Annotated in this window: 13 protein-coding genes and 1 pseudogene; 5 read left to right on the forward strand and 9 right to left on the reverse strand. The window is 73.4% G+C overall.

Annotation, left to right across the window (positions count from 1 at the left end):
• Positions 1 to 347: 347 nt before the first annotated feature.
• The 6 genes from ACZ3KJ_RS31520 to ACZ3KJ_RS31545 form a co-directional block, all read right to left on the reverse strand.
• Positions 348 to 1,676: an MFS transporter gene (locus ACZ3KJ_RS31520; RefSeq protein ID WP_467531976.1), complete on the reverse strand. Its 1,329-nt coding sequence runs from the start codon at positions 1,674 to 1,676 to the stop codon at positions 348 to 350.
• Between the two features lie 249 nt (positions 1,677 to 1,925).
• Positions 1,926 to 2,876, reverse strand: coding sequence for a catechol 2,3-dioxygenase (locus ACZ3KJ_RS31525; RefSeq protein WP_389521935.1), 951 nt, complete (start codon positions 2,874 to 2,876; stop codon positions 1,926 to 1,928).
• Positions 2,873 to 3,949 carry a 4-oxalomesaconate tautomerase gene (locus ACZ3KJ_RS31530; RefSeq protein WP_467532070.1) on the reverse strand — a complete coding sequence of 359 codons (1,077 nt, stop codon included), beginning with the start codon at positions 3,947 to 3,949 and terminating at the stop codon, positions 2,873 to 2,875. The genes ACZ3KJ_RS31525 and ACZ3KJ_RS31530 overlap by 4 nt, the downstream gene beginning before the upstream one ends.
• 32 nt (positions 3,950 to 3,981) lie before the next feature.
• Complete coding sequence (locus ACZ3KJ_RS31535; protein WP_467531978.1) at positions 3,982 to 4,686, reverse strand: 4-carboxy-4-hydroxy-2-oxoadipate aldolase/oxaloacetate decarboxylase; 705 nt, start codon at positions 4,684 to 4,686, stop codon at positions 3,982 to 3,984.
• A complete protein-coding gene (locus ACZ3KJ_RS31540; protein WP_467531980.1) occupies positions 4,683 to 5,096 on the reverse strand; it encodes a PIG-L family deacetylase in 414 nt (137 codons plus the stop codon). Before ACZ3KJ_RS31540 ends, ACZ3KJ_RS31535 begins: the two co-directional genes overlap by 4 nt.
• A gap of 243 nt (positions 5,097 to 5,339) precedes the next feature.
• Positions 5,340 to 5,990: a GntR family transcriptional regulator gene (locus ACZ3KJ_RS31545; protein ID WP_467531982.1), complete on the reverse strand. Its 651-nt coding sequence runs from the start codon at positions 5,988 to 5,990 to the stop codon at positions 5,340 to 5,342.
• Positions 5,991 to 6,114: 124 nt separating this feature from the next.
• Here ACZ3KJ_RS31545 and ACZ3KJ_RS31550 point away from each other — a divergent pair.
• Positions 6,115 to 6,378 (forward strand): annotated as a pseudogene (locus tag ACZ3KJ_RS31550) (cupin domain-containing protein); the annotation flags it as partial.
• A gap of 157 nt (positions 6,379 to 6,535) precedes the next feature.
• The gene (locus tag ACZ3KJ_RS31555) at positions 6,536 to 7,699 is read left to right on the forward strand and encodes a Gfo/Idh/MocA family protein (RefSeq protein WP_467531983.1); all 1,164 of its coding nucleotides are present in this window, start codon (positions 6,536 to 6,538) and stop codon (positions 7,697 to 7,699) included.
• Between the two features lie 162 nt (positions 7,700 to 7,861).
• Here the strand turns inward: ACZ3KJ_RS31555 and ACZ3KJ_RS31560 are convergent, their stop codons facing one another.
• Positions 7,862 to 8,896: a LacI family DNA-binding transcriptional regulator gene (locus ACZ3KJ_RS31560; RefSeq protein WP_467531984.1), complete on the reverse strand. Its 1,035-nt coding sequence runs from the start codon at positions 8,894 to 8,896 to the stop codon at positions 7,862 to 7,864.
• A gap of 172 nt (positions 8,897 to 9,068) precedes the next feature.
• Here ACZ3KJ_RS31560 and ACZ3KJ_RS31565 point away from each other — a divergent pair, with 172 nt between their 5' ends.
• The 3 genes from ACZ3KJ_RS31565 to ACZ3KJ_RS31575 all read left to right on the forward strand — a co-directional run bounded on the left by ACZ3KJ_RS31565 (position 9,069) and on the right by ACZ3KJ_RS31575 (position 12,401).
• A complete protein-coding gene (locus ACZ3KJ_RS31565; protein ID WP_467532072.1) occupies positions 9,069 to 10,232 on the forward strand; it encodes a phytanoyl-CoA dioxygenase family protein in 1,164 nt (387 codons plus the stop codon).
• A gap of 155 nt (positions 10,233 to 10,387) precedes the next feature.
• Positions 10,388 to 11,164: an SDR family oxidoreductase gene (locus ACZ3KJ_RS31570; RefSeq protein ID WP_467531986.1), complete on the forward strand. Its 777-nt coding sequence runs from the start codon at positions 10,388 to 10,390 to the stop codon at positions 11,162 to 11,164.
• A gap of 232 nt (positions 11,165 to 11,396) precedes the next feature.
• The gene (locus ACZ3KJ_RS31575) at positions 11,397 to 12,401 is read left to right on the forward strand and encodes a Gfo/Idh/MocA family protein (protein WP_467531988.1); all 1,005 of its coding nucleotides are present in this window, start codon (positions 11,397 to 11,399) and stop codon (positions 12,399 to 12,401) included.
• Positions 12,402 to 12,450: 49 nt separating this feature from the next.
• Here the strand turns inward: ACZ3KJ_RS31575 and ACZ3KJ_RS31580 are convergent, their stop codons facing one another.
• Together ACZ3KJ_RS31580 and ACZ3KJ_RS31585 are read right to left on the reverse strand one after the other, a co-directional pair.
• Positions 12,451 to 13,683: a serine hydrolase domain-containing protein gene (locus ACZ3KJ_RS31580; RefSeq protein WP_467531990.1), complete on the reverse strand. Its 1,233-nt coding sequence runs from the start codon at positions 13,681 to 13,683 to the stop codon at positions 12,451 to 12,453.
• Between the two features lie 308 nt (positions 13,684 to 13,991).
• The gene (locus ACZ3KJ_RS31585) at positions 13,992 to 14,549 is read right to left on the reverse strand and encodes a GNAT family N-acetyltransferase (RefSeq protein WP_467531991.1); all 558 of its coding nucleotides are present in this window, start codon (positions 14,547 to 14,549) and stop codon (positions 13,992 to 13,994) included.
• Between the last annotated feature and the right edge of the window lie 72 nt (positions 14,550 to 14,621).

Raw genomic sequence — 14,621 nt, forward strand, 5'->3', positions numbered from 1 at the left:
CCTGCGTCCCGCGGGCCCACAGGGCCCAGGGCGGCCAGGACCACCGCCCGCCGGCACCGGCCCGTCCCGACCAGCCACCGCTCACCGCCCACTGCCCACCGGCCACCGCCCACTGCCCACCGCCCACTGCCCACCGGCCACCGGCCAACGCCCAGGAGACCGGCCCGGGGACCGCGGCCCCCGTCACCGGCACTGGGACCGGGACCGGCACCAGCACCGGCACCGGCGACGGCACCGGCACCGGCACCGGCAACGCCGAACGCCGGCCTCCGCACCTCGCTCGTGCGGTGGCCGGCGTTCGTCCGATCCCCCGGTGGCCGGGCAGCCCCTGACCGCTGCCCGGTCGCTCAGTGTGCGGCCACCAGCTCGTCCTTGCGGTCGTCCTCGCCGGCCGGCTTGGAGCTGCGGAGGGCGGCGATGCCGATGAACACCATGGAGGAGAGACCGGCGATCGCGAACGCGGTGAAGCCCCATTCGCCCTGGCCGGAGGCGAGCAGCTGGCCGCCGAGCCACGGGCCGAAGACGGCGCCGAAGCGGCCCATGCCGGAGGTCCAGCCGACGGCGGTGGCGCGGGTGCCGGGGTTGGAGCGGATGGAGACCGTCGCGTAGATCATGGTCTGGGCGCTGTTGAGGAAGAGGCCCGCGAAGAAGACGACGATCATGGTCACGGTCATCGGCATGTGGACGCTGAGCAGGAAGACGCCGGCGGCGGTCAGCGCGAACCACAGGGCCGAGATGCGCGGGGCGCCGAAGCGGTCGGCGGCGCGGCCGGCGACCAGCATGCCCACGATGCCGCCGAGGTTGAAGACGACCACGAAGGACAGCGCGGAGCCGAGCTCGTAGCCCTCGGCGCGCATCAGGGTGGGCAGCCAGGTGGCGACGCCGTAGACGAGGAGCAGGCCGCCGAAGGAGGCCAGCCAGTACAGCAGGGTCTGGACCCACTCGCCGCCGCGGAAGAGGTTGGCCAGGTTGGTCCAGCGGTCGCCCGCGCCGGCCTTGCCGGACTTGGCGGCGGGCAGCTCGACGTCGTAGCGGGTGGCCAGCTCGCGGGCCTCCTCGGTGCGGCCCTTGGCGACGAGGAAGCTCAGCGACTCGGGCAGGAACTTGGCGAGGACCGGCGCGAACAGCAGCGGCAGCACGCAGACCCAGAACGCGGCGCGCCAGCCGACGGGGTCGATGAGCCACTTGGCGACGTAGGCGGAGAGGATGCCGCCGACGTGGTGGGCGGTCATCAGCAGGCCGATGACGATCGCGCCGCGGCCTCGCGGGGCGTAGTCGGAGACCATGCTGATCGCGGTGGGCAGCAGACCGCCGAGACCGATGCCCGCCACGGTGCGGCCGAGGCCGAAGACGGCGACGCTGTCCGCTATCGCGCACACGGCGGAGGCCAGCGAGAAGACGATCACGCAGACGACCATCAGCTTCTTGCGGCCGATCCGGTCGGCGACGGTGCCCGCGGTCAGCGCGCCGACGAGCATGCCGAAGGTGGCGTAGCTGCCGAGGTCGCCGGCCTGGTCCGGGGTGATGCCGAAGGTCTTCGTCTCCAGCAGGTGCGGCAGCACCGAGCCGTAGATGAACATGTCCAGGCCGTCGAAGAGGACGGCCAGCCAGCACAGACCGACGACCAGAAAGGCCAGTCTGCTGCCGCGGGCGGACAGAGCGGGGGAGGAGGACATCGTCGTTTTCCTCTCGTCCAGGAGGCGTTCCCTGGAGGGGGACTCATGTGGCGGGGTTCCCCCGCTCGATGCGAGGCGAGGGGCGGGGGAGGGGTGACGCGGCTCGTGCGGCTTACCCCGTGTGCGCTAGACGCTAAGGATCCGTTCCCCTGAGTGTCAACGCTTTTGTCAACAATCTTTTCAACGATATGGAACGGAAAGGGGGTGGACCCGCACCGCAGTGCGCGCCCACCCCCCGTGGTGCCGGTGCTAGGCGACCGGCGGGGTGCCGTGGGTGTGGAAGGACTCGATGGTCTTCAGGCCCCAGGCCTGGCCCTTCTTCCGCTCCTCCTCGGTCCACGTGATCAGCGGCCAGTCGGGCGCGAGCACGAGCCGGGTGAGCGGGTTGCACAGCTCGATCCGGTTGCCGCCGGGCTCGTAGACGTACAGGAAGAACGTCTGCTGGATGGCGTGCTTGTGCGGGCCCGTCTCGATGAAGACACCGCTGTCGATGGCGAGGTCGGCGGCGCGCAGGACGTCCTCGCGGGTGTCGGTCGCGAAGGCGATGTGGTGCAGCCGCCCGGCGGAACCGGTCCAGTCGGAGGTGTAGACCACGTCATAGGACTTGTTCGTGAACGTCAGCCAGCGGGCCGCTATCTTGCCGCTGTCGAGCTGGATCTGCTCCGTCGGCCGGGCGCCGAGGACGTTCTGCTGGAACTCGGCGTTGGCGAGGACGTCGGCGGCGAGGAAGTTGATGTGGTCCAGCCGCCGTACGCCCACGCCCCGGTTGGGCTTGGCCTGCGGCTGGTTCTTCAGCGCGGGCCTGAGCTCGTCGGGGGCCCGGTAGTGCTCGCTCTCCCAGTAGAGGGCGTGCTCGTGGCCGTCCGGGTCGGTGGTGACGTAGAGCTTCCCGAGGCCGGGTTCGTCCTCGACCCAGTGGCCGGTGCCGCCGGCCTCCTCGACGGCCTTCACCCGGCGCTGGAGCGCCTCCTCGCTGGAGGTGCGCAGGGCCAGCCGGCCGAGGCCGGGCTGCTCACGGGCGGTGAGGACCAGGCTGTGGTGCTCGTAGTCGTCGAAGGTGCGCAGGTAGACCGTGTCGCCGTCCTGCCCGCAGACGGTGAGCCCCAGGTAGTCGGTGAAGAAGCCGACGCTGGCGTCCAGGTCCGGGGTGAAGAGCTGGGCGTGGCCGATGTGGGCGATGTCGCCGAGCGGCGGAGTCATCGTTGACCTCCTTGGGGGTGCGGGGTGAGCGGCGCCGTTCCGGCGGAGCGGGGGAACACGGTGCCGTCGAAGATCTTGCGGGCCGTGCGGACCACGGCGGTGCGGCGGGCCGAGGGCAGGCCGTCGGCGGTGGCTCCGAGACTACTTTCGATGTCCAGGAACCCAGTGGGATGTTCTATGCGAATTCGGTCACTACCGGGAGTGAGTCGCGCCAGGTCCGCACCGACGCCGCCTTCGATCTGAAGGCCCGCGGCGACACTGGCCGCGCCGAGCACTCCGATCGAGGTGTGGCAACGCACCGGAATGAAGGTACGGGTGGTGACCGCGCCGCCCGCGCGGGGCGCGGCGAGCAGTGTGAGCTTGGGCACGGTGGCGTCCGAGACGTCCCCGAGGCCCATCAGACGGCCCGCCTGGAGCCGGATCGAACGGAGCCGGTCGGCGAGCGCGAGGTCCTCCTCCAGGTCCCGGGGCGACTCGTAGCCGGTGACCTTCAGGGAGGTGGCCGTCATGAGCACGGTCGGCATGCCGTTGTCCACGCAGGTCAACTGGACGCCGTCGATCTCGTCCCGGACGTTGCCGGTCGGCAGCAGCGGGTTCGCGCTCGGCGGGAACTCGATGACCACGGGGGCCGCGGTGCCCGGTACGCCGGAGATCTCGGCGTCCCCGGTGTAGTCCACGCGTCCGCCGGGGGTCGGGAAGGTCGCCGTCGCGAGGTCACCGCTGTTGACCATGCGGATCCGGACGGACGTCTCCTCCTCCCCCGCCGTGACCAGTCCGCGCTCGACGGCGAACGGGCCGACGCCGGCGAGGATGTTGCCGCAGTTCTGGCGGTCGCTCACCTCGGGCCGGTCCACGACCACCTGGAGGAACAGGTAGTCGACGTCGGCGTCCGGGTCGGCCGACGGCGAGACCACGGCGACCTTGCTGGTGAGCGGGTGGGCGCCGCCGAGGCCGTCGATCTGGCGGTCGTCGGGGCTGCCCATGATCCGCAGCAGCAGATCGTCGCGCTCGGCGGGATCGGCGGGCAGGTCGTCGGCGAGGAAGAAGGCGCCCTTGGACGTGCCGCCCCGCATCAGCAGGCAGGGCACCTCCTCGGGCAGGCGGCTCACGACCGCTCTCCCGCGTACTCCTCGTACGTCTTGTACTCGACCCCGAGCCGCTCGAGGGTGCCGCGCAGGCCGTAGCGGTCCAGGCCGAGTTCGCCGTCGATGAACGCGGCGCGGGCCTTGGCCTCCTTGACCTCGCGGGCCTCGGACGCCTCGACGGTGGCGCGGACGCGCTCGCGCGGGACGACCACGACGCCGTCGTCGTCGGCGAGGATCACGTCACCGGCGCGGATCACCTGGCCGTCGATCGCGACCGGGACGTTCACCGAGCCGCCGGTGGCCTTCACCGTGCCCTGCGCGGAGACCGCCCGCGACCAGGCCGGGAAGTCCATCTCGCGCAGTTCCTGCGTGTCGCGGATGCCCGCGTTGATGATCAGTCCGCGGACGCCCCGCTGCTGGAGCGCGGTGGCGAACAGCTCGCCGAACATGCCGTCGGTGGACGGGGAGGTGGTGGTGACGACCAGGATGTCGCCCTCGCCGCACTGCTCGACGGCCGCGTGGATCATGAGGTTGTCGCCGGGCCAGCTGAGCACGGTGACGGCGGTGCCGGCGACCCGTACGCCCTGCTGGATCGGACGGATGTCCGGGCCCAGCAGGCCGGTGCGGCCCATCGCCTCGCTGACGGTGGCCACGCCGTAGCCGGCCAGCGCGTCGACGTCCTTCAGGTCCGCCTTCGGCGGGTTGGTGACGATCACGCCGCTCATGCCGGCTCCTTAACGGTGTGCGAGTGGGGGCGCGGGTGCGCCTCGGCCATGGTCTGGTGCGCCGGGCCCCGGTGGGGGCCGGCGGGGTGCGAGAGCCGGACGCCGCGGCGGGCGGCCAGGCCGGTGTGGTGGTCCCACGGGTGCCGCTGGGCGCGGGCGCCGAGGGGGGCGGCGGCACGCTCGGCCTCGTCCCGGCGGATCACCTTGATCCCCTCGGGCTTCCCGCCCTCGCGCCGCGCCCCGGCGGACTCGCCGCGCTCACCGGAGGTCGGGCACGCGAGGGTGACCTTCTCCCCCCGGGCGGCCGTCACGGCGAAGGCGCCGCCCGCGCGCCCCACGCCGTCCCCGGCGGGCGCGGCGGTGACGACGAGGGCCGACCGTGGGGGGGCGGGCCCGTTGGCCTGGGTCATTGCTGAAATCTCCTTGGTGACAGGTGGGCGCCCGCCTCGGACGGCTCGAGGGCTGCTGCGCACGTCGGCCCGCTCGGCCGGCCGGCGACGGCTCCGCCGGCTGCGGCTCCGCGATCACGGGTCCGCGATCACGACTCCGTCCGCCGCCGCGGCTGTGCGGCCCTGCGGCGTCGTGACGGCGGCTCCGCGGCCGCGGCTCCATGACGGCAGCCGTGCCGGCTGCGGCTGCACCGACCGCGGCTCTCAGTCGAGCAGCGCCTCGATCACGCTGGTGAGGTGGGCACGGACGGCCGTCTCGGCCGCCTGCGGGTCCCTGGCCCGGATCGCTTCGATCATGGTCAGGTGCTCGTTCAGGGATTGCTGCGGGCGTCCCGGCCTCAGTGCCAGCTGGAAGCGGTGGCGCACCAGTTGGGCGTTGAGCCGCTCCAGCAGTTCCTGCGCGGTCCGCTGGTCGGAGAACTCCCGGATGCGGACGTGCAGTTCGTGGTTGAGGTCGGAGTAGGTGACCGGTTCGCCGTCGGCGACCGCCTTGGTCATGGCGGTGCCGAGATCGGTGAGCTCGATCAGCTGGTCGTCGCTGGCCGCGACGGCCGCCTTCGCCGCGCACAGTCCTTCGAGGACCATGCGGCACTCGGTGATGGCGACCGCTTCCTCCACGGTCACCACCCGCACGCGCGAACCGCGGTTGCGGATCCGCTCGACGAGCCCCTGGGACTCCAGGTCGATGAGTGCCGCGCGGATGCTGGCCCGCGTCACACCGAACTGCTCGGCGAGCTCGTTCTCCACCAGCCGCTGCGCCGGTGCCATCTCGCCGTGCAGGATCGCCTGCCTCAGCTGCGCGAACGCGTGCTGTTTGGCTTGCTCCCCGGTGCTCGGACGGGCTTCTTTCGGCATCGTGCCCTCCCTGAGTGAGTGCCTGTCGAACCTAAATCTAGCCAAACAAGATTGTCAACAATTTTGTCTGCCGTATTGCGTGCAGGAGCGGAGGCGGAAAAGGGGCGTCGCGCGGGGCGCGACAACGCCCGAGGCGACCGGCAGGGTGGTGTGGGAGTCGGCGGACGGCAGGCAGGTCCGCGGCGTCTGGCAGATCACACCCGGAATCGTCACCGACACCGAGGCGGACGAGGTGTTCGTCGTCGTCGGCGGCTCGGCGACGATCGAGGTCGAGGACGGGCCCACCCTGACGGTCGGCCCCGGGGACATGGCGGTGCTGCGCGCGGGCGACCGGACGACGTGGACCGTGCACGAGACGCTGCGCAAGGCGTACGCCATCTCCCTCTGACCGGCTCCGGCCGGCGACCGACGACCGACGCCGTCGGGGCCGTCCCCGGGGAGGCGTGGGGCGTGGTTGACAGGGGTGGAGAGGGACCACAGGGTGGCTCCGAGGACGGGTCCGGAACGGCTGTGGACCGGTCCGGCACCGGCTGAGAGGGGCCGTCATGGTGCGGACGCTGGGGGTCGCGGTCGTCGGGTTCGGCTGGATGGGCCGGGTGCACACGCAGGCGTACGCGCGCGTGCACCATCACTTCCCGCGGCTGACCGTACGGCCGGAGCTGGTCTCGGTCGCCGAGGAGGTGCCGGGGAGGGCCGAGGAGGCCGCCGCCCGGTACGGCTTCGCCGCCACGACGCGCGACTGGCGCGAGGTCGCCGCCGACCCGCGGGTGGAGGCGGTCAGCGTCACCGCGCCGAACTTCCTGCACCGCGAGATCGGCGTCGCGATGGCCCGGGCGGGCAAGCACCTGTGGATCGAGAAGCCGGTGGGCCTCACCGCCGACGACGCCCGCGCGGTCGCGGACGCGGTCGCCGCGGCGGGCGTACAGGGGACGGTCGGCTTCAACTACCGGGGCGCGCCCGCCGTGGAGTCGGCCCGCGAGCTGATCGCCTCCGGCGAGATCGGCTCGGTCACGCATGTCCGCATCCGTCTGTTCAGCGACTACGCGGCCCATCCCGACGCTGCTCTGACCTGGCGCTACGAGCGGGAACGCGGCGGCAGCGGGGTGCTCGGCGACCTCGCCTCGCACGGTGCCGACCTGGCCCGTTTCCTGCTCGGCGACATCACCTCGCTCACCGCCGACACCGCGGTCTTCCTCCCCCGGCGCGCCCGGCCCGCCGGCGCGACCGCCGGCCACGCCCTGGCCACCGGCGGCGACCTCGGGGCCGTCGAGAACGAGGACTACGTCAACTGCCTGCTCCGCTTCGCCTCCGGCGCCCGCGGCGTCCTGGAGGCGTGCCGCGTGTCGGTCGGCGAGCAGAACAACTACGGCTTCGAGGTGCACGGCACCCGCGGCGCCGTCTTCTGGGACTTCCGCCGGATGAACGAGCTGGCCGTCAGCCGCGGCACGACGTACCAGGACCAGCCGGTCAGCACCGTGTACGTCGGCCCGGGTGCCGGCGAGTTCGGCGCGTTCCAGCCCGGCGCGGCCAACGCCATGGGCTACGACGACCTTAAGGTGATCGAGGCCTACCGGTTCCTGCGCTCGGTCGCCGAGGGCAGGCCGTACGGCGCGACCCTCACGGACGCGGTGCGCAGCGCGGCCGTCCTGGACGCGATGTCCCGCTCGGCGGCGAGCGGGACATGGGTCGGCGTCGCCCCGCCGACGTGACACCCGGCCCACGGGAACATCCCGCCGGAGGCACCCCGCCGGACCCGTAGGGAAACCCACCGGTGCACCCCGCCGGACCCGTAGGAAAACCCACCGGTGCGCCCCGCCCAACCCCCGCCGTGAACCCCCGAGGCCCCCACGACAGCCCCGCGCGGACGCCCTTCACCCGGTCACCGTCTGCGGCGGCATGTTGTACGGCGTCACCACCTGGATCGCCGACGGCAGGACCCGTCCGGCGGGTGGCAGGGCGCCGTGGGCGCGCATCACGGCGTGGCAGGCCTCGCGCACGTCCTGGCGCAGGTCGTGGTGGAGGACGGCGGACAGGCGGTGCTCGCGCAGCAGCCGGGTGTTGTCCTGGTCGAGGTCGTGCGCGACGAACACCGCGCACTCACGGCCGGCGTCGGCGAAGGCGCGCAGGGTGGCGATGTTGCCGCCGCCGATGGAGTAGACGGCGCGGATGCCGGGGTCACGGGCGAGGGCGGCGCGGACGAGGTCGTACTGGGTGGCGTCCAGGCCCTGGCCCTCGGCGATCTCGACGAGGGCCCGCTCGGGGTGGCGGGCGCGCATGGCGCCGCGGAACCCCATCTCGCGCTCCTCCTCGTTGCGGAAGAAGCCGCTGCTGAGGCTGGTCAGCACATTGCCGGGCCGGTCACCGAGCCACTGGCCCATGAGGTAGGCGGCGGTGGCGCCGGCGGCCCGGTCGTCGATGCCGACGTAGGCGAGGCGGGCGCTGGCGGGCAGGTCGGTGACGAGGGTGACGACCGGGACGCCGGCGGCGACGAGCCGCCCGACCGCCGCCGTGACCTCGGGGACGTCCGGCGCCTTGAGGAGCACCCCCTGCGAGCCGCGCCGGGCGATCCGGTCCAGCGTCGCGACCAGCTCCGCCACGGGGCCGGTCTCGCGGAAGTGGAAGCGGGAGCGCAGGACGGCCGGGTGCAGGGACGGCAGCTCCGCCTCCAGGGCGGCGCGTACGGCGGTGGTGAACCGTTCGGGCGCCTGCACGACGACGTCGACCATGAAGGTGCGGCCGACGAGCCGGACCTGGGTGCGCTGCCGGTCGAGGTCGGCGATGGCCCGGTGCACCTCCTGCGCGGTGGACGCGCGCACGCCTCCGCGGCCGTTGAGGACCCGGTCCACGGTGGCCTCGCTCAGGCCCGCCTGACGTGCGATCTCCCGGATCGGGAAGGGATGGCCCACAGCAGGCTCCTGGGAGGGGTGTCGAGGCGGGCCCTGAGGGGTTTTTGATGGCTCGCCGCCGGTTGTTCGAGGGGTTTGTACTGACAAGAATGACAGGGCCGCCCGGCTCCCCGGACCGCGCCCGGCCCCGTACCGCCCGGCTTCCCGTACCGAAGGAACGACGATGTCCTCGATGTCCTCCACCTCGGCACCGCCCTCCGTCCGGCTGAGCGAGCGGGACTGCGACCTCGACGCGTTCCGTACGCTCGTCGAGCGCGCCACGGACCTGGCCGACCACCCGCACGCCGCGTCCGTGGCGGGCAACGCCCTGGTCTACGACGGTGACCGGCTGCGGGCCGCCGACGGACCGGCGGTGCGGGAGGAACTGGTCCGCGCGCTCGCCGACGGCCCCGGCGTCGTCGTCCTGCGCGGCGCGTTCCCCGACCTGTCGGTCGTCGACCGGCTCACCGCCGTGTTCGACGCCCTGATCGCCGCGCAGCGCGCCTCGGGCGCCACCGCGGGCGACCACTTCGCCCGGCCGGGCGCCAACGACCGGGTCTGGAACGCCCTGGAGAAGGCCGCCCGGCACGACCCCGAGGCGTTCGCCGACTACTACGCCAACGATCTCCTCGCCCTGGTCTCCACCGCCTGGCTCGGCCCCGGCTACCAGGTCACCTCGCAGGTCAACGTGGTCAACCCGGGCGGCGCCGCCCAGAGCCCGCACCGCGACTACCACCTGGGGTTCCTCTCGAACGAGGCCGCGGCCGCCTACCCGGCGCACGTCCACCGCCTCTCCCCCGTGCTCACCCTCCAGGGCGCGGTCGCGCACTGCGACATGCCCGTCGAGTCCGGCCCCACCATGTACCTGCCGCACTCGCAGAAGTTCGAGCCGGGCTACCTGGCGTGGCGGCTGCCGGAGTTCCGGGAGTACTTCGACGCCCACCACGTCCAGCTCCCGCTGGCGAAGGGCGACGCCGTGTTCTTCAACCCGGCCCTCTTCCACGCCGCCGGGACCAACCGCTCCGCCGGCATCCGCCGTACGGCCAACCTCCTCCAGGTGTCCTCCGCGTTCGGGCGGGCCATGGAGACCGTCGACCGCGAGGCCGTGGTGAACGCGGTCTATCCGGTGCTGCTCAAGCGGGCGGCCGACGGCGCCGACCCGGCCGGGCTGGAGCGGGTGATCGCCGCGAGCGCCGAGGGCTACCCCTTCCCCACCAACCTGGACAGCGACCCGCCGGTCGACGGCCTGGCCCCGCCCTCGCAGGCGGACACGGTACGGCGGGCGCTGCGCGAGGCGTGGACACCGCGGACGCTGCGGGACGAGCTGCGGGCCGGCGCCGAGCGGCGCGCGAGCTGACGGACGACCGGGCACCGAGCGACCGGGGCACCGGGTGACCGGCGTACCGGAATGAGCGGGTGACCGGAATGACCAGGTGACCGGGAGGACCGGGTGACCGGGAGGACCGGGTGACCGGGAGGACCGGGCGCCGGAGTGGAAAGGACTCCCCGATCATGGGACTTCTCGACGACAAGGTCGTCCTCGTCAACGGCGGCAGCCAGGGCGTGGGCGCCGCCGTCGCGCGGGCCGCCGTCCGCGAGGGCGCGGTGGTGGCGGTCACCGGGCGGCGCCCGGAGCCGGGCGAGGCCCTGGTGGCGGAGCTGGCCGGGGCCGGCGGCGAGGCGATGTTCGTGCGGGCCGACCTGGCGGACGCCGAGCAGGCGAGGGCCTCCGTCACCCGGGTGGTGGAGGCGTACGGCCGGATCGACTGCCTGGTGAACTCCGCCGGCCTGACCGCGCGGGGCACGCTGCTGGACACCACGCCCGACCTGTTCGACCAGCACGTCGCGATCAACCTCAGGGCGCCGTTCTTCGCCATGCAGGCGGCGGTCGCGGACATGGTGGGCCGCGGGGCGCCCGGCACGGTCGTCAACGTCATCACGTCCTCGGCGCACGGCGGGCAGCCCTTCCTCGCCCCGTACGTCGCCGCCAAGGCGGGGCTGATGGGCCTGACCCGGAACGCGGCGCACGCTCACCGCTGCGACCGGGTCCGCATCAACGGCCTGAACATCGGCTGGACGGCCACCGAGGGCGAGGACGCGACCCAGCGGGCGTACCACGGGGCCGGGGACGACTGGCGCGAGCGGGCGGCGGAGCGGCTGCCGATGGGCAGGCTCGGGCAGCCGGACGAGATCGCCGACTTCGTGGTGTTCCTGCTGTCCGAGCGGTCCGGCGTGGTCACCGGTTCGGTGATCGACTGGGACCAGAACGTGCTCGGCGGCCTGGACTAGGGCCTGTTGCGAAAGTCCCGTCGTCCGCCCGGAGGGCGGGCCTGGCGGCGTCAGGTGCGTGCTCTCGGCGTGCCGGCCCCTGGCCCTCGTACTGGATGTACTTGGGTCAGGGGCCGGTGCGGCGAGAGTGCGTGCATGGCGTCGTCGGGCAGGCGGGACTTTCGCAACAGGCCCTAGTTCCCCTCCCTTCCCCCTGGTGGCGCTGGACCCTCTCGTAAGGAGCTGCAACCCCATGCGTATCGGAATCCTCGGCCTCGGCCGCATCGGCGCCTTCCACGCCGAGACCCTCTCCGGCCTCGACGCCGTCGAGTCGCTCGTCGTCGCCGACCCGTTCGCGGAGGCCGCCAAGGCCGCCGCGGAGCGGTTCGGCGCCGAGGTGGCGGACTCGCCGGGGGCGGTGCTGGCCTCGGGCGTGGACGGGGTGGTGATCGCCGCGGCGACGGACGCCCATCCGGGTCTCGTCCTCGCGGCCGTCGAGGCCGGCGTCCCCGTCTTCTGCGAGAAGCCCGTCGCCAGGACCATGCGGGAGGGCGTCGCGGTGCTCGACGCCGTCGAGGGCACGGGCGTGCCCGTCCAGATCGGCTACAACCGTCGCTTCGACGCGGGCTTCGCCGCCGCCCGGGCCGCCGTACGGGCGGGGGAGCTGGGCGCGCTGCACACCGTGCGCTCGACCACCCTGGACCCGGCGCCGCCGCCCGCCGCGTACGTCGCCGCCTCCGGGGGCATCTTCCGGGACTGCTCGGTGCACGACTTCGACATCATCCGCTGGGTGACGGGCCGTGAGGTGGCCGAGGTGTACGCGGCCGGCGGGAACCGGGGCGCCGACTACATCGAGGCGGCGGGCGACGCCGACACCACGGGCGCGCTCCTCACCCTCGACGACGGCACGCTCGCGGTGGTCTCCAACTCCCGTCACAACGCGCGGGGTTACGACGTCCGCATGGAACTGCACGGCTTCCGGGACTCCATCGCGGTCGGTCTGGAGGACAAGCTGCCGCTGCGGTCGGTGGAGCCCGGCGCGACCTTCCCGTCCGGCACGCCCCACGACTTCTTCATGGACCGCTTCGCGGCCGCCTACCGCGCCGAACTCACCGCGTTCACCGAGGTGGTGGCCGGCACCCGGCCGTCCCCCTGCACGATCGGGGACGCCCTGGAGGCCGGCTGGGTCGCGGAGGCGTGCACGCTGTCGCTGCGCGAGCACCGGCCGGTGACCCTCGCGGAGGTGCGCGCCGGGTGACGGTGACGGCCAGGGAGTGCGCCCGTGGCCGCGGGCGGGCGCACGGCCGTCATCTCGCCGCGGGCTGGGCCGGCAGGTCGAAGACGTGGTCCGGGGAGATGATCGTCGTGATGGCGTCGCCGAACAGGGTGCTGGGCTCCTCGCCGTCGTGGTCGATGTCGGTGTTCAGCACCACGACGAGGGTCGTGTCGGCCGACGGCAGGTAGACGGTCAGGGACTCGTAGCCCGGCAGGGAGCCGTTGTGGCCGATCCACCCCTGCACGTCGAAGATGCCGAGCCCGTAGCCGGCGCCGGGGATGGTGGTCGGCGGGGTGGTCAGCCGCTCCTTCTGCGTGGCGGGGCTGATCATCCGCTTCCCGTCGGGCAGTCGGCCCGTGGCCACCGTGCGCGCCCACACCCGCAGGTCCTCCAGGGTGGAGATCATGGCCCCGGCGGCCCAGCCCCAGGAGGGGTTCCAGTCGGTCGCGTTCTCGACCTCGCCGGTCGCGGTCTGGTCGGTGTAGCCCTGGGCGTGCGGCTCGGGGAACTCGTTGCCCTCGGGGAAGAGCGTGTCGTCCAGGCCGGCCGGTGTGAGGACGTGCTCATGGACGTAGTCCGCGAGCGGCCGGCCGCTGACCTTCTCGACGACCAGGCCCAGCAGGATCAGGTTGGTGTTGCAGTAGGAGAACTCCTTGCCCGGTGCGAAGAGCACGGGGTGCTTGAAGGAGTAGCCGAGCAGTTGCCGCGGGGTGAACGGGCGCTGCGGGTCGGACGTCAGCGCCTTGGTGAAGGCGTCGTCCTCCGAGTAGTTGAACAGCCCGCTGCGCATGCCGGCCAGTTGGCGCAGGGTGATCTCGTCGCCGCCCGGCACACCGTCGACGTAGGTGCCGATGGTGTCGTCGAGGCCGATCTCGCCCTCGTCGACCAGTTCGAGGAGCGCGGTGACGGTGAACGTCTTGGTCTCGCTGCCGATCCGCGTGTACAGGTCCGGCCGCATGTCCTCGCCGGTGCTCTTGTCGGCGACGCCGAAGGACTTCACGTACCGGCCCTTGTCGGGCGTCCAGATGCCGACGCTCACACCGGGTACGGCCGCCTCCTCCATGACGCGTCGGACGGCCCGGTCGATCTGCCGCTGCACGGCGGGGGTGAGCTCGCGGACGTCGTCCCCCGACGGCGACGGCGAGGGTGCCTGGGCGGCGGCCGGGGGCGGCGCCGCGGTGCCGGCGCCGGCCGGTGCCATCAGCGCGCCCACCGCCGTGGCGACGACGGCCCCGCTGCGCAGTCGATGACGCAGGTGGGTCATGGGCTCACTCCTCCACGAGGAGACGTTCGCCGCAGGCCACGGCCGCACCAGGGGCACGGGCCGCATGCGGCCCATCGGCACCAGGATAGGAGCGGTCCCGGACCGCTGCCCGTCGGCACCTCCGCCGACGGGCAGCGGTCCGGGCCCGTGGGCGGCGCCCGGCAGAGCCCCGCCGCCGGCCCGGGTGTCCCGCCCCCGCCGGGGACCGGCGCGCAGCCTGTGTGCGGGGACCGGCGCGCACCCTGCGCGCTCGTCATCTCCCGCCCTCGGCCGACGGGTTCTCCCCGGCCGGTCGCCCGCCCGGCTCGTCAGGTCCGGCGCTCGCGTACGTGCACATGGGCGTCGAGCGGGAACTCCGGCGGTGCGGCGAGCAGCAGGCCGTCGAGCCCGTAGCCGGTCTTCCGCGCCACCCGGCAGGACGCGGTGTTGTCGGCCTGGTGGAGCAGGGTGAGGCGGGTGAGCCCGGCGAAGGCGGTGAACGCCCAGTCCGTCAGGGCGCCCAGTGCCCGGGGGGCGACGCCCCGGCCGCGGGCGTGGGCGGCGGTCCAGTACCCGACCTCCGGGGCGGCTCCGTGCGGGGTCTTGAGGACGACGTTCCCGGCCAGCCGGCCGTCGTCGTCGCCGGGGCGGACCTCCAGCACGGCGAAGGCGAGGCGGCGCCCCGTCCGCCAGCCCCGCCGCTGCTCCCCCACCCAGCGCACCGCGTCCGCCTCGTCCGCCACGGTCACGCCGGACCAGCGGCGCATGGCCGGATCCGCGTACACCCCGGCCAGTGGGGCCGCGTCCCGCGGGCGCCAGGGGCGCAGCAGCAGGGCGGGGGCCGACGCGGTGGCGCCCGCGGTCAGACGTACCGGTTCGTCGTCCATGCGGCCGAGCGTACGTGACGGGTGTTCAGGCTCTCCCTTTCCATGACGGGGGCGGGGCGGATCAGGGCGTTC

This window comes from Streptomyces sp. NPDC003248 (assembly GCF_055563235.1).